General features: G+C 72.4%; 25 protein-coding genes. 10 read left to right on the top strand and 15 right to left on the bottom strand.

The window, feature by feature from the left end:
• Window positions 1–8 precede the first annotated feature (8 nt).
• Window positions 9–1,850 (top strand): 3D-(3,5/4)-trihydroxycyclohexane-1,2-dione acylhydrolase (decyclizing), encoded by a 1,842-nt coding sequence (gene iolD / locus PYR91_RS25740; RefSeq protein ID WP_279783637.1) that lies wholly within the window; start codon window positions 9–11, stop codon window positions 1,848–1,850.
• A 92-nt stretch (window positions 1,851–1,942) separates the two neighbouring features.
• On the opposite strand, the gene PYR91_RS25745 is transcribed toward iolD, so the two are convergent.
• The 5 genes from PYR91_RS25745 to PYR91_RS25765 form a co-directional block, all read right to left on the bottom strand.
• Complete coding sequence (locus PYR91_RS25745; RefSeq protein WP_279783639.1) at window positions 1,943–2,704, bottom strand: ABC transporter permease; 762 nt, start codon at window positions 2,702–2,704, stop codon at window positions 1,943–1,945.
• A complete protein-coding gene (locus PYR91_RS25750; protein WP_279783640.1) occupies window positions 2,701–3,528 on the bottom strand; it encodes an ATP-binding cassette domain-containing protein in 828 nt (275 codons plus the stop codon). The genes PYR91_RS25745 and PYR91_RS25750 overlap by 4 nt, the downstream gene beginning before the upstream one ends.
• A gap of 29 nt (window positions 3,529–3,557) precedes the next feature.
• Window positions 3,558–3,950 carry a DUF1048 domain-containing protein gene (locus PYR91_RS25755; RefSeq protein ID WP_279783641.1) on the bottom strand — a complete coding sequence of 131 codons (393 nt, stop codon included), beginning with the start codon at window positions 3,948–3,950 and terminating at the stop codon, window positions 3,558–3,560.
• Between the two features lie 2 nt (window positions 3,951–3,952).
• Window positions 3,953–4,282, bottom strand: a complete 330-nt coding sequence (locus PYR91_RS25760) for a PadR family transcriptional regulator (protein ID WP_279783643.1) — start codon at window positions 4,280–4,282, stop codon at window positions 3,953–3,955.
• 233 nt (window positions 4,283–4,515) lie between these two features.
• Window positions 4,516–5,721: an MFS transporter gene (locus PYR91_RS25765; protein ID WP_279783645.1), complete on the bottom strand. Its 1,206-nt coding sequence runs from the start codon at window positions 5,719–5,721 to the stop codon at window positions 4,516–4,518.
• 208 nt (window positions 5,722–5,929) lie between these two features.
• Here PYR91_RS25765 and PYR91_RS25770 point away from each other — a divergent pair, with 208 nt between their 5' ends.
• Window positions 5,930–6,766, top strand: a complete 837-nt coding sequence (locus PYR91_RS25770) for an NAD(P)H-binding protein (RefSeq protein WP_279783646.1) — start codon at window positions 5,930–5,932, stop codon at window positions 6,764–6,766.
• A gap of 154 nt (window positions 6,767–6,920) precedes the next feature.
• Here the strand turns inward: PYR91_RS25770 and PYR91_RS25775 are convergent, their stop codons facing one another.
• Both PYR91_RS25775 and PYR91_RS25780 read right to left on the bottom strand, forming a co-directional pair.
• Window positions 6,921–7,724: an ABC transporter permease gene (locus PYR91_RS25775; RefSeq protein WP_279783648.1), complete on the bottom strand. Its 804-nt coding sequence runs from the start codon at window positions 7,722–7,724 to the stop codon at window positions 6,921–6,923.
• 205 nt (window positions 7,725–7,929) lie between these two features.
• Window positions 7,930–8,886 (bottom strand): ABC transporter ATP-binding protein, encoded by a 957-nt coding sequence (locus PYR91_RS25780; protein WP_279783649.1) that lies wholly within the window; start codon window positions 8,884–8,886, stop codon window positions 7,930–7,932.
• Window positions 8,887–9,168: 282 nt separating this feature from the next.
• Between PYR91_RS25780 and PYR91_RS25785 the strand changes: the two genes are divergently transcribed.
• Entirely contained in the window at window positions 9,169–9,861 is a 693-nt protein-coding gene (locus PYR91_RS25785; protein WP_279783651.1) for a DUF1707 domain-containing protein, read from the top strand.
• 262 nt (window positions 9,862–10,123) lie between these two features.
• Here the strand turns inward: PYR91_RS25785 and glpX are convergent, their stop codons facing one another.
• Window positions 10,124–11,158: a class II fructose-bisphosphatase gene (glpX, locus tag PYR91_RS25790; RefSeq protein WP_279783652.1), complete on the bottom strand. Its 1,035-nt coding sequence runs from the start codon at window positions 11,156–11,158 to the stop codon at window positions 10,124–10,126.
• A 143-nt stretch (window positions 11,159–11,301) separates the two neighbouring features.
• Between glpX and PYR91_RS25795 the strand changes: the two genes are divergently transcribed.
• Together PYR91_RS25795 and PYR91_RS25800 are read left to right on the top strand one after the other, a co-directional pair.
• Entirely contained in the window at window positions 11,302–11,898 is a 597-nt protein-coding gene (locus PYR91_RS25795; RefSeq protein WP_279783654.1) for a helix-turn-helix domain containing protein, read from the top strand.
• A 57-nt stretch (window positions 11,899–11,955) separates the two neighbouring features.
• The gene (locus PYR91_RS25800) at window positions 11,956–12,519 is read left to right on the top strand and encodes a DUF4245 domain-containing protein (protein WP_279783655.1); all 564 of its coding nucleotides are present in this window, start codon (window positions 11,956–11,958) and stop codon (window positions 12,517–12,519) included.
• Window positions 12,520–12,535: 16 nt separating this feature from the next.
• Here PYR91_RS25800 and PYR91_RS25805 read toward each other — a convergent pair whose 3' ends face one another.
• Genes PYR91_RS25805 through PYR91_RS25815 form a run of 3 tightly spaced genes read right to left on the bottom strand, consistent with a single transcriptional unit; the run spans window position 12,536 to window position 14,976 of the window.
• Entirely contained in the window at window positions 12,536–12,778 is a 243-nt protein-coding gene (locus PYR91_RS25805; RefSeq protein WP_279783657.1) for an exodeoxyribonuclease VII small subunit, read from the bottom strand.
• A gap of 36 nt (window positions 12,779–12,814) precedes the next feature.
• Window positions 12,815–14,026 carry an exodeoxyribonuclease VII large subunit gene (gene xseA / locus PYR91_RS25810; RefSeq protein WP_279783659.1) on the bottom strand — a complete coding sequence of 404 codons (1,212 nt, stop codon included), beginning with the start codon at window positions 14,024–14,026 and terminating at the stop codon, window positions 12,815–12,817.
• A 17-nt stretch (window positions 14,027–14,043) separates the two neighbouring features.
• Window positions 14,044–14,976, bottom strand: a complete 933-nt coding sequence (locus PYR91_RS25815; protein ID WP_279783660.1) for a hypothetical protein — start codon at window positions 14,974–14,976, stop codon at window positions 14,044–14,046.
• Window positions 14,977–15,161: 185 nt separating this feature from the next.
• Here PYR91_RS25815 and PYR91_RS25820 point away from each other — a divergent pair, with 185 nt between their 5' ends.
• The gene (locus tag PYR91_RS25820) at window positions 15,162–16,133 is read left to right on the top strand and encodes a 4-hydroxy-3-methylbut-2-enyl diphosphate reductase (RefSeq protein WP_279783661.1); all 972 of its coding nucleotides are present in this window, start codon (window positions 15,162–15,164) and stop codon (window positions 16,131–16,133) included.
• Window positions 16,134–16,217: 84 nt separating this feature from the next.
• Here PYR91_RS25820 and PYR91_RS25825 read toward each other — a convergent pair whose 3' ends face one another.
• The 3 genes from PYR91_RS25825 to rmuC all read right to left on the bottom strand — a co-directional run bounded on the left by PYR91_RS25825 (window position 16,218) and on the right by rmuC (window position 19,004).
• Complete coding sequence (locus tag PYR91_RS25825) at window positions 16,218–16,775, bottom strand: (d)CMP kinase (RefSeq protein WP_279783663.1); 558 nt, start codon at window positions 16,773–16,775, stop codon at window positions 16,218–16,220.
• A gap of 70 nt (window positions 16,776–16,845) precedes the next feature.
• Window positions 16,846–17,382, bottom strand: a complete 537-nt coding sequence (locus tag PYR91_RS25830) for a DUF6542 domain-containing protein (RefSeq protein WP_279783665.1) — start codon at window positions 17,380–17,382, stop codon at window positions 16,846–16,848.
• A complete protein-coding gene (gene rmuC / locus PYR91_RS25835; RefSeq protein ID WP_279783667.1) occupies window positions 17,376–19,004 on the bottom strand; it encodes a DNA recombination protein RmuC in 1,629 nt (542 codons plus the stop codon). Before rmuC ends, PYR91_RS25830 begins: the two co-directional genes overlap by 7 nt.
• Before the next feature lie 82 nt (window positions 19,005–19,086).
• Here rmuC and ychF point away from each other — a divergent pair, with 82 nt between their 5' ends.
• Window positions 19,087–20,163 carry a redox-regulated ATPase YchF gene (gene ychF, locus PYR91_RS25840; protein ID WP_279783669.1) on the top strand — a complete coding sequence of 359 codons (1,077 nt, stop codon included), beginning with the start codon at window positions 19,087–19,089 and terminating at the stop codon, window positions 20,161–20,163.
• Between the two features lie 124 nt (window positions 20,164–20,287).
• On the opposite strand, the gene PYR91_RS25845 is transcribed toward ychF, so the two are convergent.
• Window positions 20,288–21,514, bottom strand: a complete 1,227-nt coding sequence (locus PYR91_RS25845; RefSeq protein WP_279783671.1) for a hypothetical protein — start codon at window positions 21,512–21,514, stop codon at window positions 20,288–20,290.
• 248 nt (window positions 21,515–21,762) lie between these two features.
• Between PYR91_RS25845 and PYR91_RS25850 the strand changes: the two genes are divergently transcribed.
• The 3 genes from PYR91_RS25850 to PYR91_RS25860 all read left to right on the top strand — a co-directional run bounded on the left by PYR91_RS25850 (window position 21,763) and on the right by PYR91_RS25860 (window position 24,360).
• Window positions 21,763–21,999, top strand: a complete 237-nt coding sequence (locus tag PYR91_RS25850; RefSeq protein WP_279783672.1) for a hypothetical protein — start codon at window positions 21,763–21,765, stop codon at window positions 21,997–21,999.
• Between the two features lie 29 nt (window positions 22,000–22,028).
• Entirely contained in the window at window positions 22,029–22,382 is a 354-nt protein-coding gene (locus PYR91_RS25855) for a hypothetical protein (RefSeq protein WP_279783674.1), read from the top strand.
• Between the two features lie 961 nt (window positions 22,383–23,343).
• The gene (locus PYR91_RS25860) at window positions 23,344–24,360 is read left to right on the top strand and encodes a conjugal transfer protein (protein ID WP_279783676.1); all 1,017 of its coding nucleotides are present in this window, start codon (window positions 23,344–23,346) and stop codon (window positions 24,358–24,360) included.
• Window positions 24,361–24,480 lie beyond the last annotated feature (120 nt).

Here is a 24,480-nt window from a genome sequence, read left to right on the forward strand (position 1 = left end):
GAGCGGGCATGACCACGATCAGGCTCACCGTCGCGCAGGCGCTGGTGCGGTTCCTCGCCGAGCAGTGGAGCGAGCGCGACGGCGTCGAGCAGCGCCTCATCGAGGGCTGTATCGGCATCTTCGGGCACGGCAACGTCGCCGGCATCGGCCAGGCGCTCGCCGAGCGCGGCGCCGGGCTGGGAGACCCGCTGCCCTACTACCTGGCCAGGAACGAGCAGGCGATGGTCCACACGGCCGCCGGGTTCGCCAAGACGCGCAACCGGCTGTCCACCTTCGCCTGCACGACCTCGATCGGCCCCGGCGCCACCAACATGGTGACCGGCGCGGCGCTGGCCACGATCAACCGGCTGCCCGTGCTGCTGCTCCCGGGTGACATCTTCGCCACCCGGGCCGCCGGGGTGGTCCTGCAGGAGCTGGAGGACCCGCGGTCGTACGACGTCAGCGTCAACGACTGCCTGCGGCCCGTGTCGCGCTTCTTCGACCGGGTCAACCGGCCCGAGCAGCTTCCCTCGGCGCTGATGGCGGCGATGCGGGTGCTCACCGACCCCGCCGAGACCGGCGCCGTGACGCTCGCGCTGCCGCAGGACGTCCAGGTCGAGGCGCACGACTGGCCGGCCGAGCTGTTCGAGCGGCGGGTGTGGCACGTGGCCCGCCCGGTGCCCGACTCCGCCGCCGTGGCCAGGGCCGTCGAGGCGATCAAGAAGTCGCGCCGGCCGCTGATCGTCGCGGGCGGCGGCGTCGTCTACAGCGAGGCGTGGGAAGAACTGGCCGCCTTCGCGGCGGCGCACGGCGTCCCCGTGGGGGAGACGCAGGCGGGCAAGGGCGTGCTGCCGCACGACCATCCGTGCGCGCTCGGCTCCATCGGGCACACCGGCACGGCCGCCGCCAACGCCATGGCCCGAGAGGCCGACCTCGTGATCGGCGTCGGCACCCGCTACACCGACTTCACCACGGCCTCGCGCACGCTGTTCGGCGACGCCCGGTTCGTGAACCTCAACGTCACCGCCTTCGACGCCGCCAAGCACGCGGCCGTCATGCTGGTGGGCGACGCCCGCGAGGGCCTGGCCCTGCTCGACCTGGACGGCTGGCGGGCCGACCCCGCGTGGACGTCCCGGGCGGCCGAGCTGAGCCGCGACTGGCAGGAGCGGGTGTCGGCCCTGTACGCGGGGGAGGCGCTCACCCAGCCGGCCGTGCTCGGCGTGCTCAACGACGTGGCCGGCCGGGACGGCGTGGTCGTCAACGCCGCCGGCTCGATGCCGGGCGACCTGCACAAGCTGTGGCGGGCCTCCGACCCCAAGGCCTACCACGTGGAGTACGGCTTCTCGTGCATGGGCTACGAGATCGCCGGGGGCCTCGGCGTCAAGATGGCCGCCCCTGAACGCGAGGTCTTCGTCCTGGTCGGTGATGGTTCCTACCTGATGATGGCCCAGGAGATCGCCACCGCCGTCCAGGAGGGGATCAAGCTCGTGGTCGTGCTCGTGGACAACAACGGCTTCGCGTCCATCGGCGGCCTTTCCGAGTCGGTCGGCGCCCGCCGCCTCGGCACGTCGTACCGCATGCGCTCGTCGTCCGGCGGCCTGGACGGCGACCGTCTGCCCGTCGACCTCGCCGCCAACGCCGCCAGCCTCGGCGCCGACGTCCTGCGGGCCTGCGACCTCACCTCCCTGCGCGCCGCGCTGCTCAAGGCCAGGGAGGCCACCGCCACCACCGTCGTCCACGTGGAGACCGTCCCCGGCCCCGGCCCCGACACCACCGCCTGGTGGGACGTCCCCACCGCCGAGGTCTCCGCCGACCCGGCCCCGAGAGAGAAGTACGACCAGGCCAAGCGCGCCCAGCGTCCCTACCTTTAGCGCGCCGCCCTCCGGCCGGGGGGCGGCGCGCTAAAGGTAGGGATCTTTCCTGCGCGGGATGCCGGTGCCGCGCCCGCGGATGCGGGGCCCGCTCAGGCGATCTTGCGGCGGTAGGTGCCCGTGGCGAGGACGTACGCCACGACGAGGATGCCGACGCACCAGGCGAGGGCGGTCCAGATGTCGCCGCCGACCGGCTGCTGGGTGTACAGGTGGCGGATGGCGTTGACGATGGAGGTCACCGGCTGGTTCTCGGCGAACCAGCGCACCGGGCCGGGCATGGTGGCGGTGGGCACGAACGCCGAGCTGATGAACGGCAGGAAGATGAGCGGGTAGGAGAACGCGCTCGCGCCGTCCACGGTCTTCGCGGACAGGCCGGCGATGACGGCGAGCCAGGTCAGCGCCAGGGTGAACAGGATCAGGATGCCGGCGACGGCGAGCCACGCGGCCACTCCCGCCCCGGAGCGGAAGCCCATGAGCAGGGCGGCGAGCACGACGACCACGAGCGAGATCAGGTTGGCGACCAGCGAGGTCAGCACGTGCGCCCACAGCACGGACGACCGTGCGATCGGCATCGACTGGAACCGCTCGAAGATGCCGCTCTGCATGTCCTGGAAGAGCCGGAACGCGGTGTAGGCGATGCCCGAGGCGACCGTGATGAGCAGGATGCCGGGCAGCAGGTAGTTCACATATGACACCGATCCCGTGTTGATCGCGCCGCCGAACACGTAGACGAACAGCAGCAGCATGGCGATCGGCGTGATCGCGGTCGTGATGATGGTGTCCACGCTGCGCGTGATGTGGCGCAGGGATCGTCCCAGCAGGACGGTGGTGTCGCCGAAGAAGTGCCTGGTCATCGCTGTTCCTTACTCGTCGGTGCGGATGTCGTGGTAATCGCCGGCGCCGCGACCCCGCCGTCGGCGCCGACGAGCGTGAGGAAGACGTCCTCCAGGGTCGGCTGCTTCTCGACGTACTCGACCTTGGCGGGCGGGAGCAGCTGCTTGAGCTCGGTGAGGGTGCCGTTCACGATGATCCGGCCCTCGTGCAGGATCGCGATCCGGTCGGCGAGCTGTTCGGCCTCGTCCAGGTACTGCGTGGTGAGCAGCACCGTCGTCCCCTGGGCGGCGAGCTCCCTGACGGCCTGCCACGCCTCGATGCGCGCCTGGGGGTCGAGCCCGGTGGTGGGCTCGTCGAGGAAGACGATCGGGGGATCGCCGATGAGGCTCATGGCGATGTCGAGGCGGCGGCGCATGCCGCCGGAGTAGGTCGCCACCCTGCGGGCGCCGGCGTCGGCCAGCGAGAACCGCCGCAGCAGGTCGTCGGCGATCCTGCCCGGCTCCTTGAGGTGGCGCAGCCTGGCGACGAGCACGAGGTTCTCGCGCCCGGTGAGGATCTCGTCGACGGCGGCGAACTGCCCGGTGAGGCTGATGGACTCCCGCACGTCCGCCGCTTGTGCGGCGACGTCGAAGCCGTTGACCCGGGCGGTGCCCGCGTCGGCCTTGAGCAGCGTGGAAAGGATCTTCACGACCGTGGTCTTGCCGGCCCCGTTGGAGCCCAGCAGGGCGAAGATGCTGCCCCGCGCCACGTCGAAGTCCACCCCGCGCAGCACCCGCAGCGTCTTGTACGACTTCTCCAGACCCTGCACGCGAATCGCAGGGCTCTTAACCTGTTCGGCTGTCATCCGGATATCCGTTCTCTCGTCATGGTTCGTCACGTTTCGTCGCGCGCGGCGCGATCGATGGCGCTGGACAGCCGCTCCCGCTCCCGGCCGATCCACTGACCCTCGGGGTAGTTCCGGAGAAACGTCTCGGCGAACTCCACGGGGTCCTCCCCGACGACCTCGCGGATCGGGGTTCCGTTCGCCGCGCTCTGCTCGAAGAGGTCGGCGAGATCCTCCAGCATCCTCAGCAGGCTGTCGGCCTTCCCGGGGCCGAAGTACAGCATGTAGCGATGCAGTGCCTCGATCGCCGTGTGGTAGCTCTTGGGAAGCCGCTCCGTGCGCGCCTTGTACTCCCGGTAGCGCCTCTTGTCCTCGAACGGTCCCGTGACGATCTCCACGAGTCGCCGGAAGCGCTTCTTCCGCTCGATCGGCCCTGCGGCCATGTCTACTCGCCTCCTTCGCGGAGCTGTTCGAGCCGTTCCGAGAGGAAGCTCCAGGTCCTCCAGAACTCTTCGAGGTACTCGCGTCCCTGAGCGTTCAGGGAGTAGACCTTGCGTGGCGGCCCCTTCTCGGAGGGGACCTTCTCCACGTCGACGAGGCCGCGTTGCTCGATCCTGACGAGCAGGGCGTAGACGGTGCCCTCGGCGATGTCGGAGAAGCCCTGGTCGCGCAGCCACGCCGTGATCTCGTAGCCGTACGCGGCCCGGCCGGACAGGATCGCGAGGACGATGCCCTCCAGTGTTCCCTTGAGCATCTCGGTCACCTGTTTGCCCATGGAACACCCCTCCTTTCAGCTACTCAGCAAGACTGACTACTGGTACATAGTGACACCGAATACCGGTACATAGCAAGACTGAATACCGACGGACTGAGCCTCCCGTGGCGGGGGGAGATACCGGCTCGCGACCTGGACGCCGGACGGCGGGAACCGCTAGGCCGTCGGCGGCTCGGGAACGGCCCGCACCTCGCCGGAGGCCGGGGACCGCGTCACGCTTCGACTCGGCGTGCCTAGGCCGCCGGCTCGGCGGGCTGAAGGCGGGTCCTCGGCTGGAAGCCGCGGGCCAGGGCGATGATGGCCGCGGTCAGGACGAGGGGGGCCAGGAAGGCGATCCGGTAGTCGGCGGCCTCGGCGATGCCGCCGACCAGGGCGGCGCCGACGATGAAGCCGACGTAGTTGAACATGTTGACGCGGGCGACCGCGACGCCGGTGCCGGCCGGGTCGAGGCGGCCGGCGGCCGAGAAGGACTGCGGGGCGACGACCGAGAGGCCCACCCCGGCCAGGGCGAACGCGACGACCGCCAGCGGCTCGCTGGGGGCCGCGACGATGCCGGCGAAGCCGAGCGCGGCGAGCAGGCCGCCGGCTCGGACGATGGCGGCGGGGCCGTACCTGCGTACGGCGAGGTCGCCGCCGATCCGGACCACGAACGTGGCCGCCTGGTAGGCGCCCAGCGCCAGCGGGACGGCCGCCGCCGAGGCGTGCATGATCTTGTCCATGTAGACGGAGCCGAAGTTGGAGATCGACGCGTCCCCCACGTAGAGGAACGCCATCGCGAGGCAGAGCGGCAGGATCGGCCGCCACGGGAACCGCGCCGCGGGGGGAGGCGCCGCTCCCGCCGCCGGGGAGGGGGCGTCCGGCTGATGGACGTGCTCCTCGGCGGGGCCGTACAGGGCCGGGGCCGCCGCGACGGCGACGGCGACGCCGGCCGCCATGGCGACGGCGAAGGTGACCGGCAGTCCCAGGCCCATGCCGCCCGCCGCCGAGGCCCAGGCGGCCCCGGCGACCGCCGCCGCGCTCCACAGGGCGTGGAAACCGGTGAGGATGGGCCGCTCGTACCTGCGCTCGACCGTGACGGCCTGCATGTTCATGGCCGCGTCGACCGCGCCCAGGCACAGCCCGAACAGGACGTTGGCCGCCACCAGCACGGGCACGCTGGGGGCGAGCCCGGCGAGCACCACGGCGACGCCCGCGAGCGGCTGGGCGATCCGCAGCACCCATCGGCTGCCGAGCCGCTTGGCGACCTCGCCCGCCAGCACGCTTCCGGCCCCGGCGATGACCGGCACGACCAGCAGCAGGATCGTCAGCTCGCCGTCGCTCAGCCCGTGCTTTCTCTGCAGTGCGGCGACCTGGGTGAGCAGTGTCGCGAAGGTCAGGCCCTGGGTGAAGAACACGGCATAGGTGGCCAGGCGCGCGCGCCGGTCGCGGTGGGTGGGCACCTCGGCCTCCGAGGGGGAGCAAAACGTGAGGCTGATTCAGATCGCGCCAGGCTACGGTCGCCGCCCCGGCCGGTCAATCCCCACCCGTGCGGCCGACCGCCCGGCGAAGCGTGGCGGTGGACTCAGTATCAGGGGTGTAGACGCTCGAACATGGAAACGATGCTCTCAGCCATGGTCCGTCTCAACCGGTCGCCTTTTACTTGGGTGCATGACGGAACAGACGAAGACCATCCTGGTTCTGGGTGGCACGGGGAAGACCGGGCGCAGAGTGGTGGAACGGCTCGCCGGGCGCGGGCTGCGGGTGCGGGCCGGCTCCCGCGCGGGGACGCCGCCGTTCGACTGGGAGAAGCCGGAGACCTGGCCCGACGTGGTGCGCGGTGCCGACGCGGTGTACGTCACCTACCAGCCCGACCTGGCGTTCCCCGGGGCCGCCGAGTCGATCCGCGCGTTCGCCGAGTTGGCCGCGCGCGGTGGCACCCGCCGCCTGGTCCTGCTGTCGGGCCGGGGCGAGGAGGCGGCCCGGGTGAGTGAACAGGGGGTGCGCGACTCCGGCGTCCCGGAGTGGACCGTCCTGCGGGCGAGCTTCTTCGCCCAGAACTTCAGCGAGGACTTCCTGCTGGACCCGGTACGGGAGGGCCTGGTCGCCCTCCCGGCCGGCGAGGTGGCGGAGCCGTTCGTCGACGTCGCCGACGTGGCGGACGTCGCGGTGGAGGCCCTGACGCGGGACGGGCACGCCGGCCAGGTCTACGAGCTGACCGGCCCCCGCCTGCTCACCCTGGCCGAGGCGGCCGCCACGATCGGCGAGGCCGCCGGACGTGAGGTCGCGTACCTGCCCGTCACGCCGGAGCGGTACCGGTCCACGTTGACCGCCCAGGGCGTTCCCGAGGACTACGCCGCCTTCCTCGCCGACCTGTTCGGCGGCATCCTGGACGGCCGCAACGCCCACCTCGACGACGGAGTCCAGCGTGTCCTGGGCCGGGCCCCGCGCGACTTCGCCGACTACGTGAAGGAGACCGCCGCCACCGGCGTCTGGACGACCGGCTGACCTCCCCCACGGGTCGCCGGTCGTCACGGGTCGCCGGTCGTCCGGCACGGGTCGCGGCCCGGCGATCGCCCGATGGGAACCGGTCACGGGACGATCAGCACCGGCGCCGCGACCTGAACGCCGTGGCGGGTGACCGGCCTGCCTCTGACGCCGGTCAGTCGATCATGCGGGCGCGCATCTTCCACACGGCCAGGCTCCACATCAGGGCCGCGAACAGGAGCAGGACGGCCACGTGGACGAGGTCGTGCACGCCCAGGCGCAGGAACACGGCGTCCCTCACCAGCTCGACGCAGTGGTAGAGCGGGTTGACCCTGGCGGCGGTGGCCGCCCACGACGGGAGCTGGTCGGTGGGGAAGAACGTGCCGGCGACCAGGAACATCGGGGCCAGCACGCCGCTGATGACGTAGTCGAAGGTGTTGATCGAGGGCACGATCGCCGACACCCAGATGCCGAACAGGGCGAAGCCGAGCCCGGTGACGAAGCCGATGAACGGCACCAGCAGCATGCCCGGGCTCGGCGGGAGCCCGAACGCCATGCCGACCACCATCGGCGCGCAGCCGTACAGCCCGGCCTTGGCGGCCAGCCAGGACGCCTCGGCCGTCACCAGCTCGTGCACGTCGACCGGGGCGGCCAGCACGGCGTCGTAGGTGTGCTGGAAGGTGCGGCGGATGAAGGTGCCGAACATCGCGCCGAAGGCGCTGATGAACAGCACCGAGGTGGCCACCACGCCCGTGGAGACGAAGTCGCGGTAGTCGTAGCCGTAGGCCGCGCCGATGACCGCGCCGAACCCGAAGCCGAAGGCCAGCAGGTAGATCGTCGGCTCCACGAGCGCGGCGAACGAGGTGGACGGCCAGTAACGCTTGTAAAGCGCCAGCTCCCGGCGCCACACCCCGCGCACCGGAGCCCACTCGAACCACCGCAGCGCGGGCCCCTCGGCCCGGGTGGACGGTGCGGTCATCGGATCTCCTTGAGCATGGCCGCCCCCGCCTCACGCCCGGCCGAGCCGTAACGGGCCGCCAGGGGCGGCGGGAAGGCGGAACAGGGCGGCCTGGGTGTGAGCGGGGCGGGACGGGTCGGGCCGGGCGCGGGGGAGGCGCGGCGCGCCGCCCCGGGCGTGAGCGACACCGGGCGGGCCGCCTCACGTGCGGGGCGGAGGGTGGGGGTCATTCGACGCTCTCGCCGGTGAGGACGACGAAGACGTCCTCGAGGTTGGCGGCGCGTTCGACGTGGGCGGGGCCGAGGAGCTCGCGCAGGGACTCCGGCTGGCGTTCGGACGCGAGGACGGCGACCGACGGGCCGGTGCGCCGGGTCGACAGGCCCGCCTCGCGGGCCAGGCGCTCGACCTCGGCGACGCGCTCGGGCCTGCCGAAGTGCTCGTCGACACGCTTGCCCGCGTGCTCGGCGATCAGCGCGGCGGGAGTGCCCCGCGCCACCACCCGGCCGCGCGACATCAGCGCGCACTCGTCGGCGAGCCGCTCGGCCTCCTCGATGTAGTGGGTGGACATCAGCGTCGTCACGCCCTCGGAGCGCAGCTCGGCCACCAGCGACCAGAGCTCCTGGCGCACCTGGGGGTCGAGCCCGACGGTCGGCTCGTCGAGCAGCACCAGGCGGGGGCGGTGCACCAGGCCGCGCGCGATGAGCAGGCGGCGGCGCATGCCGCCCGACAGGTCGCCCACCTTGGTGCCGGCGCGGTCGGTGAGCTGGGCCACCTTGAGCGCGCGGTCGACGGCGGCCACGCGGCCCGCGCGGGGCACGCGGTAGAGGTGGGCGAAGACCTCCAGGTTCTGCCGGGTGGTGAGTTCTTCGTCGAGGTTGTCCTGCTGGGGGACGACGCCCATGAGCGAGCGCGCCATCTTGGAGGCGCGGGGAAGCGCGTGGCCCAGGACGGTGATCTCGCCCGAGGACGCCCGGGACTGGGAGGTGAGCAGCCGCATCGTGGTGCTCTTGCCCGCGCCGTTCGGCCCCAGCAGCCCGAGGCAGACGCCGTGGGGGACCTCCAGATCGAGGCCGTCGACCGCGGTGATCTCGCCGTAGCGTTTGACCGCGCCCCTGATGGAGATCGCGCTCTCGGTGCGCACCGGAGAGGCGTTCCGCCTGGACGGCGTCTGCAGGATGGGCATGCGGCCACCATAGGAAACGCCACCGACACTTCGCCATCCGATATCGGGCGACCCCGGAACGCGTCCGGGGGAGGTGTCCGCGTGTGCCGAGGCGCGTCGTTCCGGCCCCGGATCGCGTCCGGTGGACGCGTCCGCGTGTGCCGAGGCGCGTCCTCCCGGTCCCGGAACGCGTCCGGTGGACGCGTCCGCGTGTGCCGAGGCGCGTCCTCCCGACCCCTGATCGCGTCCGGTGGACGTGTTTCCATCTGCCGGCGGGTGGCCCGGCCGGGTTAGTGTCAAGGGGTGGAAGCGCAACGCGGAGCGCGGTACGACCGCTGGAACGATCGATGGAACCGGCAGGCGGCCCCGGCTCTGCGGCAGATCCTGTCCGGCTTCCTGAACCACACGCCGCCGGGCGACGGGCCGGCGCCGCACGAGCTGCGGGCCTCCGACGCCGACCGCGAGCGGGTGGTCGCCGTGCTGGCCGACGCGCTGAGCGACGGCCGGCTCGACCTCGCGGAGCACGAGGAACGCGTCGAGGCGGCCTACCACGCCCGCACGCTGGGCGAGCTGTCCGCTCTCACCGCCGACCTGCTGCCCGAGCACCTGCAGCCGTTGCGCGCCGACGGCGCGCCGGTGATGGCGCTGTTCCGCTCCGAGCAGCGCGACGGCCGCTGGGTGGTGCCCGCGCACTACCCGGTGACGGCCATCGGCACCGGCGTGACCCTCGACCTGCGCGACGCCCTGCTGCAGAGCAGCCACGTCACCCTGCGGGCCACCGTGGTCGGGGCCACGCTGACGCTGCTCGTGCCCGACGGCGTGCGCGTGGTCATGCCGGCCTCCGCCGTGCTCGGCGGCAAGAAGAACCAGGCGCCCGCTCACCTGCCGCCCGACGCGCCGGTCATCGAGATCACCGGCACGATCATGATGGGCAACGTCGTCGCCAAGTACCCCAAGCCGCCCAAGCGCGGCTGGGCCCGCCGCCGCGCCCTGTGACCCCGGCCCGCGAGCCGGCTAAGGCGCCGCGCCCCGCGAGCCCCGTCCGCGAGCCGGGCTACGGCGCCGCGCCCTGTGGCCCCCGGCCGCGAGCCCGGGCTCAGGGCGCCGCGCCCTGTGGCCCCCGGCCGCGAGCCCGGGCTCAGGGCGTCGCGCGCTGTTGAGCCCCGTCCGGGAGCAGGGCAAGGGCGCCGCGCTGTGAGCCCCGGCCGCGAGCAGGGCAAGGGCGCCGCGTTGTTGAGCCCGGTCCGCGAGCCGGGGGTCAGGTGGCGGTGTCGAAGTTGATGGCGCTATAGGCGCGCAGCTTCCAGAGCTGGTGCTCGCTCTCGACCTTGCGCACGGTGCCCGAGCGGCCCCGCATGACCAGGGAGTGGGTGACGGCGACCCCGGCCCGGTAGCGCACACCGCCCATCAGCTCGCCGTCGGTGACGCCCGAGGCGGCGAAGAACACGTCGTCGGAGCTGACCAGGTCGTCGGTGGTGAGCACGCGGTCGAGGTCGTGCCCGGCGTCCAGCGCCCGGCGGCGCTCGGCGTCGTCGCGCGGCCACAGCTTGCCCTGGATCACCCCGCCCAGGCACTTCAGGGCGCACGCCGCGACGATGCCCTCCGGCGTGCCGCCGACGCCGAGCATGAGGTCGACGCCGGTGTCCCTGCGCGCCGCCATGATCGCCCCGGCGACGTCGCCGTCGGTGATGAACTTGATGCGCGCGCCGGTCTCCCGGATCTCCCGCACCAGCTCCTCGTGGCGCGGCCGGTCGAGCAGGACGACCATGACGTCGGCCGGGGTGCATCCCTTGGCGCGGGCCACCGCGGCGATGTTGGCCGCCACGGGCGCGTCGATGTCGACGGAGTCGGCCGCCTCCGGGCCGGTCACCAGCTTGTCCATGTAGAACACCGCCGAGGGGTCGTACATCGACCCGCGCGGGCTCACCGCGATCACCGAGATGGCGTCGGGCATGCCGAGGGCCGTCAGCCGGGTGCCGTCGACGGGGTCGACGGCCACGTCGCACGCGGCGCCGCTGCCGTCGCCCACCTCTTCGCCGTTGAAGAGCATCGGGGCCTTGTCCTTCTCGCCCTCACCGATCACCACGACACCGCTCATGGACACCGTGTTGATGAGCTGGCGCATGGCGTTGACCGCGGCGCCGTCGGCGCCGTTCTTGTCACCCCGCCCGACCCAGCGGGCGGCCGCCATCGCGGCGGCCTCGGTCACCCGGACGAGCTCCATCGCCAGGTTGCGGTCGGGAGCGTGCCGCTCGGTGGCCAACGCCGGCGGTACGGACGTCTGTTCCGTCATATGACAAGCCCCTCTAGATTGGACGAACGGCGATCGGGGTGCCCAGAACGCCGCACCCCGCGTCCTCTCTTTCCGATCCCAGCCGATTACAACGATCGTAGTTGTCTCACTTCGGCGGCCGACGGAGGGATACTGTCACCTGCATGAGCAGTGACACGGAACGGCCTGTGACCGTGCGTACCTCGGAACGTGGAGCCGCCACCCGCGGCGCGCTGCTGGACGCCGCCAGGGAGGTGTTCGTCACCCGCGGATTCGCCGAGGCCGGGGTCACCGACGTCGTGTCCCGCGCCGGCGCCAGCGTGGGAAGCCTTTACCACCATTTCTCCGGTAAGGCCGACCTTTATCTCACGCTCTTCGACGAGTTCCACGTCCGTCAGGTCCACCGCACCAAGCAGGCGGTGCAGGAGGCGCGCGCCGGGGGCGAGGCCGACCCGATGCGGCTGTTCGTCGCCGGCGCCCGGGCCTACCTCGACGGCTGCTTCGACGAGCGCGAGCTGGCCGCGCTGTTCCTGCGCGGCGACGGCCCCCCCGGCTTCGAGGTCCTCATGCGCGACCGCATGCGCCACTGGGCGCGGCGCAACGCCGCCCTCTTCGAGGAGGACCGCGGCGCCTTGGTCGTGGTGGTGACCGGAGCCCTGGCCGCCGCGGTGTCGGAGGTCGCGCTCGCCGAGGACGTCGCCGAGTCGAAGAAGCTGGCCGAGGCCGTCCTGGAGATCATCGGGCGCATCGAGCGCTCCTGACACGCCCGGTGGTGGCGGGTCCGCGACCGGCCGCACCGGCCGGTACTCTGCCTGGTTGTGCGCCGATTCCTCGAAGGCTTCTACGGGTACGCGTTCGCCGTGCTGTTCTGCCTGGCGCTCGTGGGCGTCTTCCTGCTCGTCACCCCGCAGAGCCGCACCGAGCACATCCCGGTGGTCGACTACTCGATGACCGTCGCCGAGCTGCGCCGCGTCGCGCCGTACGAGGTGCGGGTGCCCGAGCCCGTGCCCGCCGGCTGGGTGCCGAACAGCTCCAGCGTCGACAAGAGGGGCCACGTCACCTGGCGGCTCGGCTTCGCGACCGCCCAGCGTGAGCACGCGACCCTGGCGCAGAGCGACGAGCCGGCGCAGGCGTTCGCCAACCGCCTGGCCAACAGCGACAAGGTGACCGGCACCCGCCAGATCGCCGGCCAGGCCTGGCAGGAGCGCTTCCGCTCCGACAAGAACCAGCGCACCCTCGTGCTGCCCGCCCCGGGGGTGACCGTCGTCGTCACCGGCACCGCCGGCTGGGACGAGCTCACCGCCCTGGCGGCCTCCCTCAAGCCCCTGCCCAAGGGGACGGCTCCGCCTTCACCGGTTCCGTCCTCGCCGGCTCCGTCGTAGCCGGCGCGGGGCCGGCTCAGAAGGGGGCGTCACCCGCGCCCGGGGCCGCCGGCTCCTCGCGGCGCGCCATCGCGGCGGCCAGCCGCACGCGGGCCCCCTGGAGCCACTCCTCGCAGATCGCGGCCAGTTTCTCGCCGCGCTCCCAGAGCTCGATCGACTGCTCCAGGGTGAGCCCCCCGGCCTCCAGCCGGCGCACCACCTCGGTCAGCTCCTCGCGGGCCTGCTCGTACGACGGGGTATCAGCCTTCTCCTGAGCCACAGGGACCACCCTACGGGCAGCCGGCGCCCCCGAGCCTCAGGCGGGCGGCGTGGAGACCGTCACCCCGACGCGGCCGTCGGGGAAGCGCACGCTCAGCTCGTCGTCGGCCTTGACGTCGGCGGCCATGCGCACGACCTCGCCCGAGGTGTGCTGGACGATCGCGTAGCCGCGTTCGAGCGTGGCCGCGGGGGAGAGGGTGACCAGCCGGGCGCGCAGGTGCGTGAGGGAGTCCTCGGCGCGGTCGAGGGACGAGCCCAGGCAGCGCCGCGCCCGGTCGCGCAGGGCCTCGGCCTGCTCGGCGCGGCGCTCGATCTCGCGCACGGGGTCGGCCAGGGCGGGCCGTGACCGCACGGCCGCCACCCAGGCGGTCTCGCGGTCGAGCCAGCCGGACACCACGCGCCGCCCGCGGTCGCGGAGCTGGCGCACGAGCTGGAGCTGCTCGCCGACGTCGGGGACGACCTTCTTGGCCGCGTCGGTGGGGGTGGACGCGCGGACGTCGGCGACCAGGTCGAGCAGGGGGTTGTCCTGCTCGTGGCCGATGGCGCTCACGACGGGGGTGCGGCAGGCCGACACCGCGCGCACCAGCGACTCGTCGGAGAACGGCAGCAGGTCCTCCAGCGAGCCGCCGCCCCGGGCGATGACGATCACGTCGACCTCGCCGTCGGAGTCGAGCCTGCGCAGCGCTTCGGTGACCTCGCCCACCGCGTAGGGCCCCTGGACGGCGACGGTCTCGACCCGGAACCGGACGGCCGGCCACCGGCGGCGCGCGTTCTCAAGGACGTCGCGCTCGGCGGCGGAGTCGCGGCCGCAGATCAGGCCGACGGTGCCGGGCAGGAACGGCAGTCGCCGCTTGCGGTCGGCGTTGGCCAGGCCCTCGGCGACGATGACCTGCCGCAGGCGTTCGAGCCGGGCGAGAAGCTCGCCGACGCCGACGGGGCGGATCTCCAGCGCGGTGAACGCGAACGAGCCCTTGTTGACCCAGAAGTCTGGCTTGACCAGCATGACGACCCGCGCGCCGTCCACCGGCCTGGGGACGGCCGCCTCATAGGCGTTGCGCGGGCAGGTGATGCGCGCCGACACGTTGGCGACCGGATCGCGCAGGGTGAGGAACACCGTGCCGCCGCGGGAGGAAAGCTCGGTGATCTGCCCCTCGGCCCACACCGTGCCGAGCTTGCCGATCCACTGCCCCACCATCTGCAGGACCGAGCGGATCGGAAGGGGCTGCTCGGGTGAGGTCTTCGCCGTCATGCGGGCAGCCTACGCAGTCAGGCCTGCTCCCCGGCTTCCAGCTTGGCCAGGCGCTTGGTGTACATCTGCACGATGTCGTCGCGGGCGGCGTTCTCGCGCTCGTACTCCAGCAGCGCGCGGATCTGCTCGGCCGACTTGCCGCGCAGCCGGGCGCGCAGCGAGGCCATCGACAGCTCCGAGTAACCGGGCATGGGCTCGGAGAGCGCCGGAGACGTGCCGGCGGCCGTGCTTCCGGCCGTCGCGGAGGCGCCGCCCGCCGGTGCGGCCGGGGTGGCGCCCGCCGGCTTGGCGGCGCGCGGCTTGCGGGCCGGCTTGGGCGCGGCATCGGCCGGTGTGGCGGGAGAGCCCGGTGCCGCCTTCGGCTTCCTGGCGGCCCTCGGCTTGGGCGCGGCCTCCGGGGCGACCGGCTCGGCGGACGCCTTGGCGGCGGGCTTGGCCGGCGTGGGCCCGGCGGTGGTCTCGGCGGCCGGCTCGGCGGAGCTCGTGGCCGGCTTGGCGGAGCTCGTGGCCGCGGGCTTGGCCGCAGCGGCGGGCCTGGGGGCCCTGGCGGGCTTGGCCGGAGCCGGGGGAGCGGCGGGAGCGGCCTCGGCGGCGGGGGCCGGCGTGGGGGCGGCGCCGTTGCGGCTCTGCTCGGGCGCGCTGGGGCGGGGCGCGAAGATGACCGGCTCGCGTCGCGCCGGCTTCTGCTCCGGCTCCTCGACGACCACCTGCGCGACCGGGCGCGCCTCCCCCTGGTCGGCGGGGAACGGGCCCTTCTCCTCGTCGCTCAGCAGCCGCTTGACGCCCGTCCGGATGCGGTCGCTCAGCATCAGCGCCTGCCCGACACCGGTCAGAGCCGTCTGCAGCACGTTGAGCGGCAGGTCCTTGGCCTTCTCCTTGAGCTCCTGGGTGTCGGAGACGGTCTGCCGGACATTCTTGGCTATGGTGCGGACGATGTCGGTTACTGACATGCCGGCTCCCTAGGGATCTGATTTCGGACGACCAGTCTGGTCAGACTGTGCCGCTAAAGGTCAAGGGGCGGACGGACGGGTGTCGCACGCTCTCTAAGCATAGGAAAGCAGATGAACCGTGCATGCCCGAGGAAGCGGAACCGGGAAGGCCGACCACATGACACCCGAACACATAACATGGGTCCATGACTTCGCAGACCCCCGCGACCCGTCGCGTCCTGGTGGCCAAGCCCCGCGGATACTGCGCCGGCGTCGACCGCGCGGTCGAGGCGGTCGAGAAGGCTCTGGAGCGTTACGGGGCGCCCGTCTACGTGCGCAAGCAGATCGTCCACAACACCCACGTGGTCCGCAGGCTTGAGGAGCTCGGCGCGATCTTCGTCGAGGAGACCGACGAGGTGCCCGAGGGCGCGATCGTGGTGTTCTCCGCGCACGGGGTGTCCCCGGCCGTCCACGAGGAGGCCGCGCGCCGCAGCCTGCGCACGATCGACGCCACCTGCCCGCTGGTCACCAAGGTGCACAACGAGGCCAAGCGCTTCGCCGCCAGGGACTACGACATCCTGCTCATCGGCCACGAGGGCCACGAGGAGGTCGAGGGCACGGCGGGCGAGGCCCCGGCCCACATCCAGCTCGTCGACGGGCTCGACGGCGCCGACGGCGTCCAGGTGCGCGACCCCGAGCGGCTGGTCTGGCTCTCCCAGACCACCCTGTCGGTCGACGAGACCAACGAGACCGTCGCCCGGCTGCGCGAGCGCTTCCCCAGCCTCATCGACCCGCCGAGCGACGACATCTGCTACGCCACGCAGAACCGCCAGATCGCCGTCAAGGAGATCGCGCGCGAGTGCGAGCTGGTGATCGTGGTCGGCTCCACGAACTCCTCCAACTCCAAGCGCCTGGTCGAGGTCGCCGTGGACGCCGGAGCCGACGCCTCCTACCTCGTCGACGACGCCTCCTACATCAGGCCCGAATGGCTTGAGGGCGTCACCACGGTCGGTCTCACCAGCGGCGCCTCGGTGCCCGAGGCGCTGGTCGAGGGCGTGCTGGCCCACCTGGCGGGCCACGGCTTCACCGACGTCCAGGAGGTCGAGTCGGTCCCGGAGAACGTCCGGTTCGCCCTGCCGCACGAGCTGCGTCGCGACCTGCGCGCCCCCGTGGCCTGACGGGGCCCGCGCACACCGTCCACCCTGCGCGACCGTCCACCCTGCGCGACCGTCCACCCCCGCGCAGACCGCCCGCCCCGCGCGTCACGTCCACGCGCCCGTGTCGATCACCACGTCGGCGCGGGCGCGCACGCGGTCGGCGGCGAAGTAGGCGTCCTCCTGGCGTGCCCAGCGCTCCCAGTGCGGCAGGTAGGCGTCGCCGTCGCGCCGCAGGGCGCGGGCGCGGCGCACTCCGGGCGGGGCGTCGGCCCAGATCAGGAACGAGGTGTACGGCTCCGCGGCGGCGGAGCCCGCGCCGACGCCCTCGACCACCAGGGCCCCGGGCGGGCTCAGCTCGTGCCACTCGGCGTACGCCGACAGCGCCCAGTCGTAGCGCCGCCAGCGGGCCGGGCGGCCCTCCGCGAGCGGGCGCACGATCCACTCGACCAGCCGGTCGGCCCCCGCGCGAAGCCCGTCCCAGCCGTCGTACAGGTCGTCCATGTGGATCAGCGGCGCCCCCAGCTCGGCCGCCAGCGCGCCGCCGATGGTGGTCTTGCCCGAGCCCGAGGGCCCGTCCACGGCGATCACCCGGGCCCGCCGGGCCCGGAGCCGCCCGGCCAGCCCTTCCGGGATCACGGCATCGGCCAGCCCCTCCGGGATCACGGCAGGCGACGGCCGACGTGCCCCGGCCCGCCCGGCGCGGCGGCAGGGGCTGGTGGGCGGGCGGCGGGGCTCAGCTCTGCGGCTCCCTCGGGGAGCCGTACACCCGGGGCTCGAAGTACCCCTCGGGCTCGGGCGCGAAGACCGGCACGTCGCGCTTGGCCCCGGCTGGGGCGGCGGCCCCGGGAGCGGCGGGGGAGCGGCCGGCCCGCAGCTCGTCGCGCAGCTCGCGGACGTTGGCCGGCAGGCCGCGGAACCAGGCCACGGCGAGAACGAGCGCCGAGCCCGCGAACAGCCACGGCGCCCCGGCGGACAGGGCGGTGACCAGGCCGAGCCCGAGCGCCTGGACGAGCGACGGCGCGCCCAGCGCGCCCGCCACCGCGGAGGTCAGGGTGGCGGCGAAGAACACCAGCGGCGGTGTCACCACCAGCGAGAGCAGGTCGCGCGGCTGCACCAGCAGGACGGCCGCCAGGCACGCCGCGCCGAAGGCCAGGCCGACCACGGTCGTCGAGCCCGCGAGCTGGGAGACGAGCGTGACGGCGAACACGAGCGCGATCGCGCCCCGGGCGGTCAGCCTGACCCCTGGTCGCGTGCCCTGCGGCGTCACCACGATCGCCCTCCCCCGGCCTGCTCGGCGGCCTCACCCCCGCCGGGCGGGCCCTGCGAGGAGTCTCGCGCCAACCTACCGCTCCGGTGCGGGCCCTGGAACGGCCTTGCCGTCTCTTCACCGGCCGGTGGCGGGCTCTCTGCCCCCACCAGGCCGGAGCCCTCCCCACCTGGCCTTTCCGCGCCCTGAACGTCCCCTGGCGCGGAAGGGACGCCCTCCACGACCGCGTCGCCGACGAGCGCGGCGGGGACGCCCTCCACGGGCGCGTCGCCGACGAGCGCGGCGGGGGTGTCCTCCTCAGGCGCGTCGCCGACGAGCGCGGCGGGGGTGTCCTCCTCAGGCGCGTCGCCGACGAGCGGGGAAGGGGCGTCATCCTCGGGCGCGTCGCCGACCAGCTCGGGCATCGAGGGCTGTCTCGGCAGGTCCTCCACGAGGTCGGGCTGGGGGAGCGTGCCGTCCACCACGCCGAGGTCGCTGAGCTTGCGCGCGCTCACCAGCACGCGGCTCTCCAGGGAGCCCACCGCCTTGTTGTAGGCCACGACGGCCCGGCCCAGCGCCTTGCCGACGGCGTCGACGTTGCGTCCCAGCGCGCCCAGCCGCTCGTACAGCTCCTTTCCGAGGTCGAAGACCGCGCGCGCGTTCTCGCTCAGCGCCTCCTGCTGCCAGGCGTACTGGGCCGTGCGCAGCATGGTGATGAGCGTCGTGGGCGTGGCGATGTGCACGCGGCGCCGCATCGCGTACTCCAGCAGCTCGGGGTCGCGTTCGAGCGCGGGCGCCAGGAACGCCTCGCCGGGGATGAACAGCACCACGAACTCCGGCGCCGGGGTGAACGCCTGCCAGTACATCTTGGACGCCAACCGGTCGACGTGGTCGCGCATGTGGCGGGCGTGGGCGTCCAGCCGCACCTCCTGCGCCTCGGACTCCCCGGCCTCGGCGGCCTCCAGGTAGGCGGCGAGCGACACCTTGGAGTCCACGACGATGTTCTTGCCGCCCGCCAGGCGCACCACCATGTCGGGGCGGACGACGCCGTCGCGCGTGGTGGCGCTCGCCTGCTCGTCGAAGTCGCAGAACCGGGCCATGCCCGCGATCTCGGCCACCCTGCGAAGCTGCAGTTCCCCCCACCGGCCGCGCGCCTCGGGCCGGCGCAGCGCGCGCACCAGCGCGCTGGTCTGGGTGCGCAGGCGCTCGGAGCTGTCGCGGACGAAGTCCATCTGCTGCCCCAGCTCGGCCTGCGCGACGCGGTAGCCGGTCTCGCTCTCCTTGAGCTGCTCCTGCACCCTGGCGAGCGTCTCGCGCAGCGGGGCGACCAGGTTCTCGACGGCCTGCCGTCGCTGCTCCAGGTCGCCCGCGGCGTCGGCGCGGGAGGCGGCCAGCCGGCCCTCGGCCAGCTCCAGGAAGCGCAGGTTGTTGACGTCCAGCGCCCGGTTGGACAGCGACTGGAAACGCTGCGTCATCTGCTCCTCGACGTAGGAGACCTTCTCCTCGGCGGCCTTGGCCCTCGCCTCGGCCAGGGCCACCCGGGTCTCGGCGTCGGCGGCGCGGGCGGTGGCGCGTGCCCTGCCCAGCGCGAAGCCGATCACCAGGCCCGCCGCCAGGCCGGCGGCGAGCTGGAACGCGAGTGCCATGAGGTCCACCCCGGCATGATTCCAGTCCCGAGGGGGCCGCGCGTGTCCCGCGCGCGTTCCGGGCACCGTAAACTCGGCGGACGTGAGCCTGAGCATCGGCATCGTCGGCCTGCCCAACGTCGGCAAGTCCACCCTCTTCAACGCGCTGACCAAGAGCGGCAACGCGCTCGCGGCGAACTACCCGTTCGCCACGATCGAGCCGAACGTCGGCATCGTCGGGGTTCCCGACTCCCGGCTGGCCACGCTGGCCGAGATCTACGACTCCGCCAAGATCATTCCGGCCAAGGTCGAGTTCGTCGACATCGCCGGCCTGGTCAAGGGCGCCTCCGAGGGGCAGGGGCGCGGCAACCAGTTCCTGGCCAACATTCGCGAGACCGACGCCATCTGCCAGGTGATCCGCGTCTTCACCGACCCCGACGTCACCCACGTCGACGGCGAGATCTCCCCCCGGCGCGACATCGAGACGATCAACACCGAGCTGATCCTGGCCGACCTGCAGACGCTGGAGAAGGCCCTGCCGCGCCTGGCCAAGGAGGCCCGCACCAACAAGGACCGCAAGGGCACTTTGGAGGCCGCCGAGGCCGCGTCCAAGGTGCTCGACGGGGGCACCACCCTCTACGCCTCCGGCCTCGACCCCGCCGACCTCCGCGAGCTGCACCTGCTGACGGCCAAGCCGTTCCTGTACGTGTTCAACCTCGACGCCGACGAGCTCGTCGACGAGGCGCTGCGCACCCGCCTGTCGGCGCTGGTCGCCCCGGCCGAGGCCGTGTTCCTGGACGCCAAGATCGAGTCCGAGCTGGTGGAGCTGCCCGACGACGAGGCGCTGGAGCTGCTCCAGTCGGTGGGCCAGGAGGAGTCCGGCCTGACCCAGCTCGCCCGCGTCGGCTTCGAGACCCTGGGCCTGCAGACCTACCTGACCGCCGGCCCCAAGGAGACCCGGGCCTGGACCATCCGCAAGGGCGCCACCGCCCCCGAGGCCGCCGGCGTCATCCACACCGACTTCCAGCGCGGCTTCATCAAGGCCGAGGTCATCTCCTTCGACGACCTGGTGACGGCGGGCTCGATGACCGCCGCCCGCTCCGCCGGCAAGGCCCGCATCGAGGGCAAGGACTACGTCATGCGCGACGGCGACGTGGTCGAGTTCCGCTTCAACGTGTAGGCGGGCCTCGCATCCACGGGCCAATGCTTCTCGGGGACAGCGCCGAAGTGCCCCTGCTCTTCCTCCGCTCCGTCGGTGGAAGGCCGAGGGCGTTTCGTCACGCCAGGGGCGGCCGGGGTCACCGCTACGTGCCGGGCCCGCGGATCTGTCGGTAGGTCTGGCGAAGCTCTCCTGATTCAGGCAGCTTGCGCCGTTCCACGGCTTCGATCACCTCGGCCACTCTCCAGTGGTTCGACGGCACGAGGAATCCGCTTGACATCGCCTCCAGCGCCATGTGCCCGGCCTCGTCGAGCTGGTCGTTCGCCAGGAGCGCGAGAGCCAGATCAAGGCGCGCCGACACCGCCCGGCGTGGACGCGGTGGTCCATACGCCGCCGACTCCAGCCGTGCCAGCACCTGACGGGCGTACGAGGCGGCGGCCGGATCCCCCAGCCACGCCAGCGTCGTGGCCATGTAAGCGTCGCTCTTGGCGGGGTCGTACCGGTAATGGTGTTCTGGGCGATCTGGCCGGGGAAGCGGAGAGACCAGATGAGCGACCCGCTTAAGCGCATCGCGGGTTTCCCGTCCGGCGCCGAGCCGAGCCCATGCTCGCCCCTCCTGCGCCGTGGCCTGGATGTAGGCGGAGCTGCCCCGGGGCGCCAGCGCCTGTGCGGCTTGCGACAAGGCGACGGCCTGCCGGTAGTCGCCTCCGGTGAGCACCTGCCATGCCTGGGTCTCCACGCACCACGCGGCGATCTCAGGGTGCTCGGCATGCCGGGCGAGCTGCGCCGCCGTGCGCAGTCTCGCCGCCCCCGCTGGAAGCCGGCGCAGATCGATGAGGCATGTCCCGGCCAGGAGAGACAGCCAACCGCCGACCACGAGCAGGCGGCGATGCTCGGCGAGCGTCTTCTTCCCGTCCAAGAGCTTGGACACGTAGGCCAGGTGTCGCCGGACGCGGGACAGCAGCTCGGCCGGGGGCGTCCCCGGGTATGCGATGGCGAGGTCGTCCGCCGCGATCTCCAGTCGCTCCAGCGTTTCGGCTCCGACCGCACTCGTGGTCGCGCGGTGCGCCAAATCCAACGCGTCGGTCTCGTCATCCACCTCACGGTCCGCTGCGTCCCCGTCGCGGAACAGCTCGTCCTCGTCGAGATCCAGCGCCCTGGACAGGAGGACGGGGTAGGGGTCACGGGGGCGGCGGCGTCCTGACTCCCAATCCTTGAGCTGCCGTTCCATCGACTCGCGAGCCGGAAGACGAGCCCGCGTCCGGGGATCGGCGACTTCGGCCATCCGCCGCACCAGGTCCCGCTGACTCCACAGCCGTTCGCGACGTTCGGCGCGTATGCGCGCAGCCCATTCGGGAGGGTTCGCGACCACTGGCGTGCACCTCTTCGGCTGGTCGGACGGCGAGAAGTCCCTTGCTCTCCTCCAGTCTCCTTGAACGTCACCTGTCTGTCTCGGCGTCTCTCCGGCTGTCATGAGTCGAACGCATCGCGTAAACGACGGGACCCGCAGGCGCTGTCACGCCCGACGGGCCCCTTGATCGCATCGGAGTGCGACCCATGCCAAAGCCTAGGATTCATCGCTCGTGCGGTAAGCATCGCGACGGCACTCCGCCCGCCCGAGTGGTCCCTCGCCGCTTCGACCGGGCGAAGAAGGCCGCCGCCGCGCAGCTTGACCAGTTGGAGCCGTCCTGGCTGGTTCTGTACGGGGAGTGGACCCGGCAGTTCGTCGCGTTCGCCCGGTGGACGGCCGAGCCGGTGCGGGTCGCCGCGGCCACCGTCGAAGAACTGCGGGAGCTGATGCGCGAGGCCGAGCTCAGCGCGATGTTCAGGCACGCCTACGAGTGGGGCGCGGCGTGAACGACCAGAGTGGTGCCGATCCTTATGGGATGTCGCCCAAGGCGCGCCCGTCGGTTGGCGGGTACCTCCCCCCGTCCGGCCGCCCGCTGGTGCCCGCGCAGCGGCCGGTGGTGCCGTTCCTGGCCGGCGTGGTGGCGCGGCAGATCCACGCCATCGAGCAGACCTACCCGGCGTGGCTGGTGATCCGCCTGGTGGACGAGGACGGTATTCCGGCCGGGTGGGCCGCCACCCGGCACGCGGAGCTGACCGAGGCGCAGCACACGGCCGGCCTGGTGCCGTCCCTGGCCGCCGACGACGCCGCGGACCTGCTGGCGGCCTTGGCCGTCCAGGACGAGATCGCCCACCAAACCCGCTACGCCACCGGGTGGGAAGGTCAGGCGTGAGTCCGCGCGAGACGGAGCTGGGTGCCGCCGGAGGATACGACGAGCACGGGACGCATGTCCCAGGAGCCACTCCATCTTGGCGGGCCATATCCGATGCGCCTGTAACGCCATCCCCAGCAGGCTTCGGTCCCGGGGATCGGCGACGTCGTCAAGGACGGCAAGTTCGCCTTCAAGGTCACCAAGACCGAGAGGAAGACCTTTCCGGGGGCCTATCCGGCGGAGTCCTCGACGCGCGGGCTGAGCCCGTATGGCGAGCCGGTACCTCGCCCCCCCGCGCCGTCACGTCTGGGCGCGGGGGTGGAGTACCGGCCGTGCGGGACTCACCGCGCGAGACGGACTCCGGCGTGCCGGGCGTCCAGCGGTCCCGGGGTGCGTACGTGTGGCGGGTAGGAAGGCGTGGCCGTCAGGTAATCCAGTGGGCGTCGTGGTCGCGCGTAGGCTCCTTTGTTCGGGTGCGGTCGTACGCCGTGGGGATGACGGCCGTCCAGATCACCCGATGCGCCGACTCCTGGAGCGGCCTTGCGGAAGGGAGGGCCGGTGCGTGCGGACGGTTCGCGGCCTCCGGTCCGGGCCCGACGCCCCCTCGTCACGGAGAGTTGCGTGCGCATCGGTGCGCGGAGCGCCGTAACCGGGATGAACAGGAGTTATGCCTCCACTGCCGGCCATATTCCATCCAGTTTTTCATCTGGTGCGAGCTTTGTCCCTAATGCGAGTTTTGTCGCGGAGGTGAACTGTGGCTCGTGCTCGGCCAAAAGCCCCGTGCGCTGGGCGAACTCGGCGATCCGGTCCCGGTAACAGGAGGAAGACCCAGTTGGTCTGCTATAGCGATGCCTGCAGCATGGGCGTGGCTTTCCTGGAACAATTGGTGAGGCCGCTAAGGTGAATACTTGACCATGGATGACAGCAACGACAGGAAGACGACAGCGCGCCAGCCAGGGGGATCGGCGCGAGCGGAGGCGTGATGGCTCGCAGGGCTGATGTCCAGGCCGGTCCTCGGACCGCCGGCGAAGACGAGCATTCGACGTACCCTCCGTCACCCTACGACCCCGATCCCGACCCCGTCCGAGGCCGGGGGCACGCGCGACGCGGCGGCTGGTCCGGCGGCGGCGGGCGCTGGCTCGTGTGGGCGGGCCGGGCGATCCTGTGGGCGGTGATCCTGGTGATCGTGGTGAACGGCGTCCGGGCGCCCATCGAGCGCATGACCCAGGGGGCCGAGCCCTCCACGGTGTCGACCACGCCGTCCGGCAGCGGGTTCCCCGAGGGCGCGGCGGCGGCGTTCGCCAACCAGTTCGCGTCCGCCTACCTCAACTTCGACGGGTCGAAACCGGATGACCGGGCCGAGCGGCTGAAGCCGTTCCTGCCCGTGGGCGCCGAGACCCAGTTCGGATGGAACGGCTTCGGCCGCATGTCCGCGGGCACCTTCCAGTTCGACGGCATCGAGCTCATCGACGCGCAGAACGCCGTCGTCACGGTCTTCGCGCAGTCGGGCGCGCAGCGCCTGCGGCTGTCGGTGCCCATCTACTACGCCGACGGCAGGTTCGTCGTCTCCGGTCAGCCCGCCCTGCTGCCCGGCGGCGCTCCCGCCGACCTTCCCCAGCCCCCCGCGCCCGAGCGTGACGACGTCACCGAGAGCGAGCTGCGCCCGCAGCTGGAGGGCTTCTTCAAGGCCTACGCCGCCGGCGACGCCACGCAGCTGCAGCGCTACGTCGTGCAGGGCGTGACGCTCGACGGCTTCCAGGGCAAGGTCACGCTGGCCGAGCTCAACACCGTCATCGCACCGCCCGGCGGCACCACACGCGAGGTCACCGCCGTGGTCGTCTGGGCCCTGGCGGGCCCGACCCCGGCGCCCACCGCGACGTCCGCCGACCCCGCCGCCCAGGAGGGCAGTCTGGAGCAGTCGTACCGCCTCTCCATGGAGAAGCAGGGCGACAACTGGTACGTCAAAGACATTCGCGGCGCATCCAGGTCCACAGAGTGAGGCGCGCGCCGCGAGGGGCACCGAAGGAGGATCGCAGAGAGTGCGACGAACACGGGCAGGCCCGGAACCGGGTCCGCGCGATCATAAGCAGGAGGACGAGAGTTGGTTCTGAACATCATC

Origin of the sequence: Sphaerisporangium sp. TRM90804, from assembly GCF_029846175.1 — a bacterium.
In the GTDB taxonomy this organism is placed as follows: domain Bacteria; phylum Actinomycetota; class Actinomycetes; order Streptosporangiales; family Streptosporangiaceae; genus Sphaerisporangium.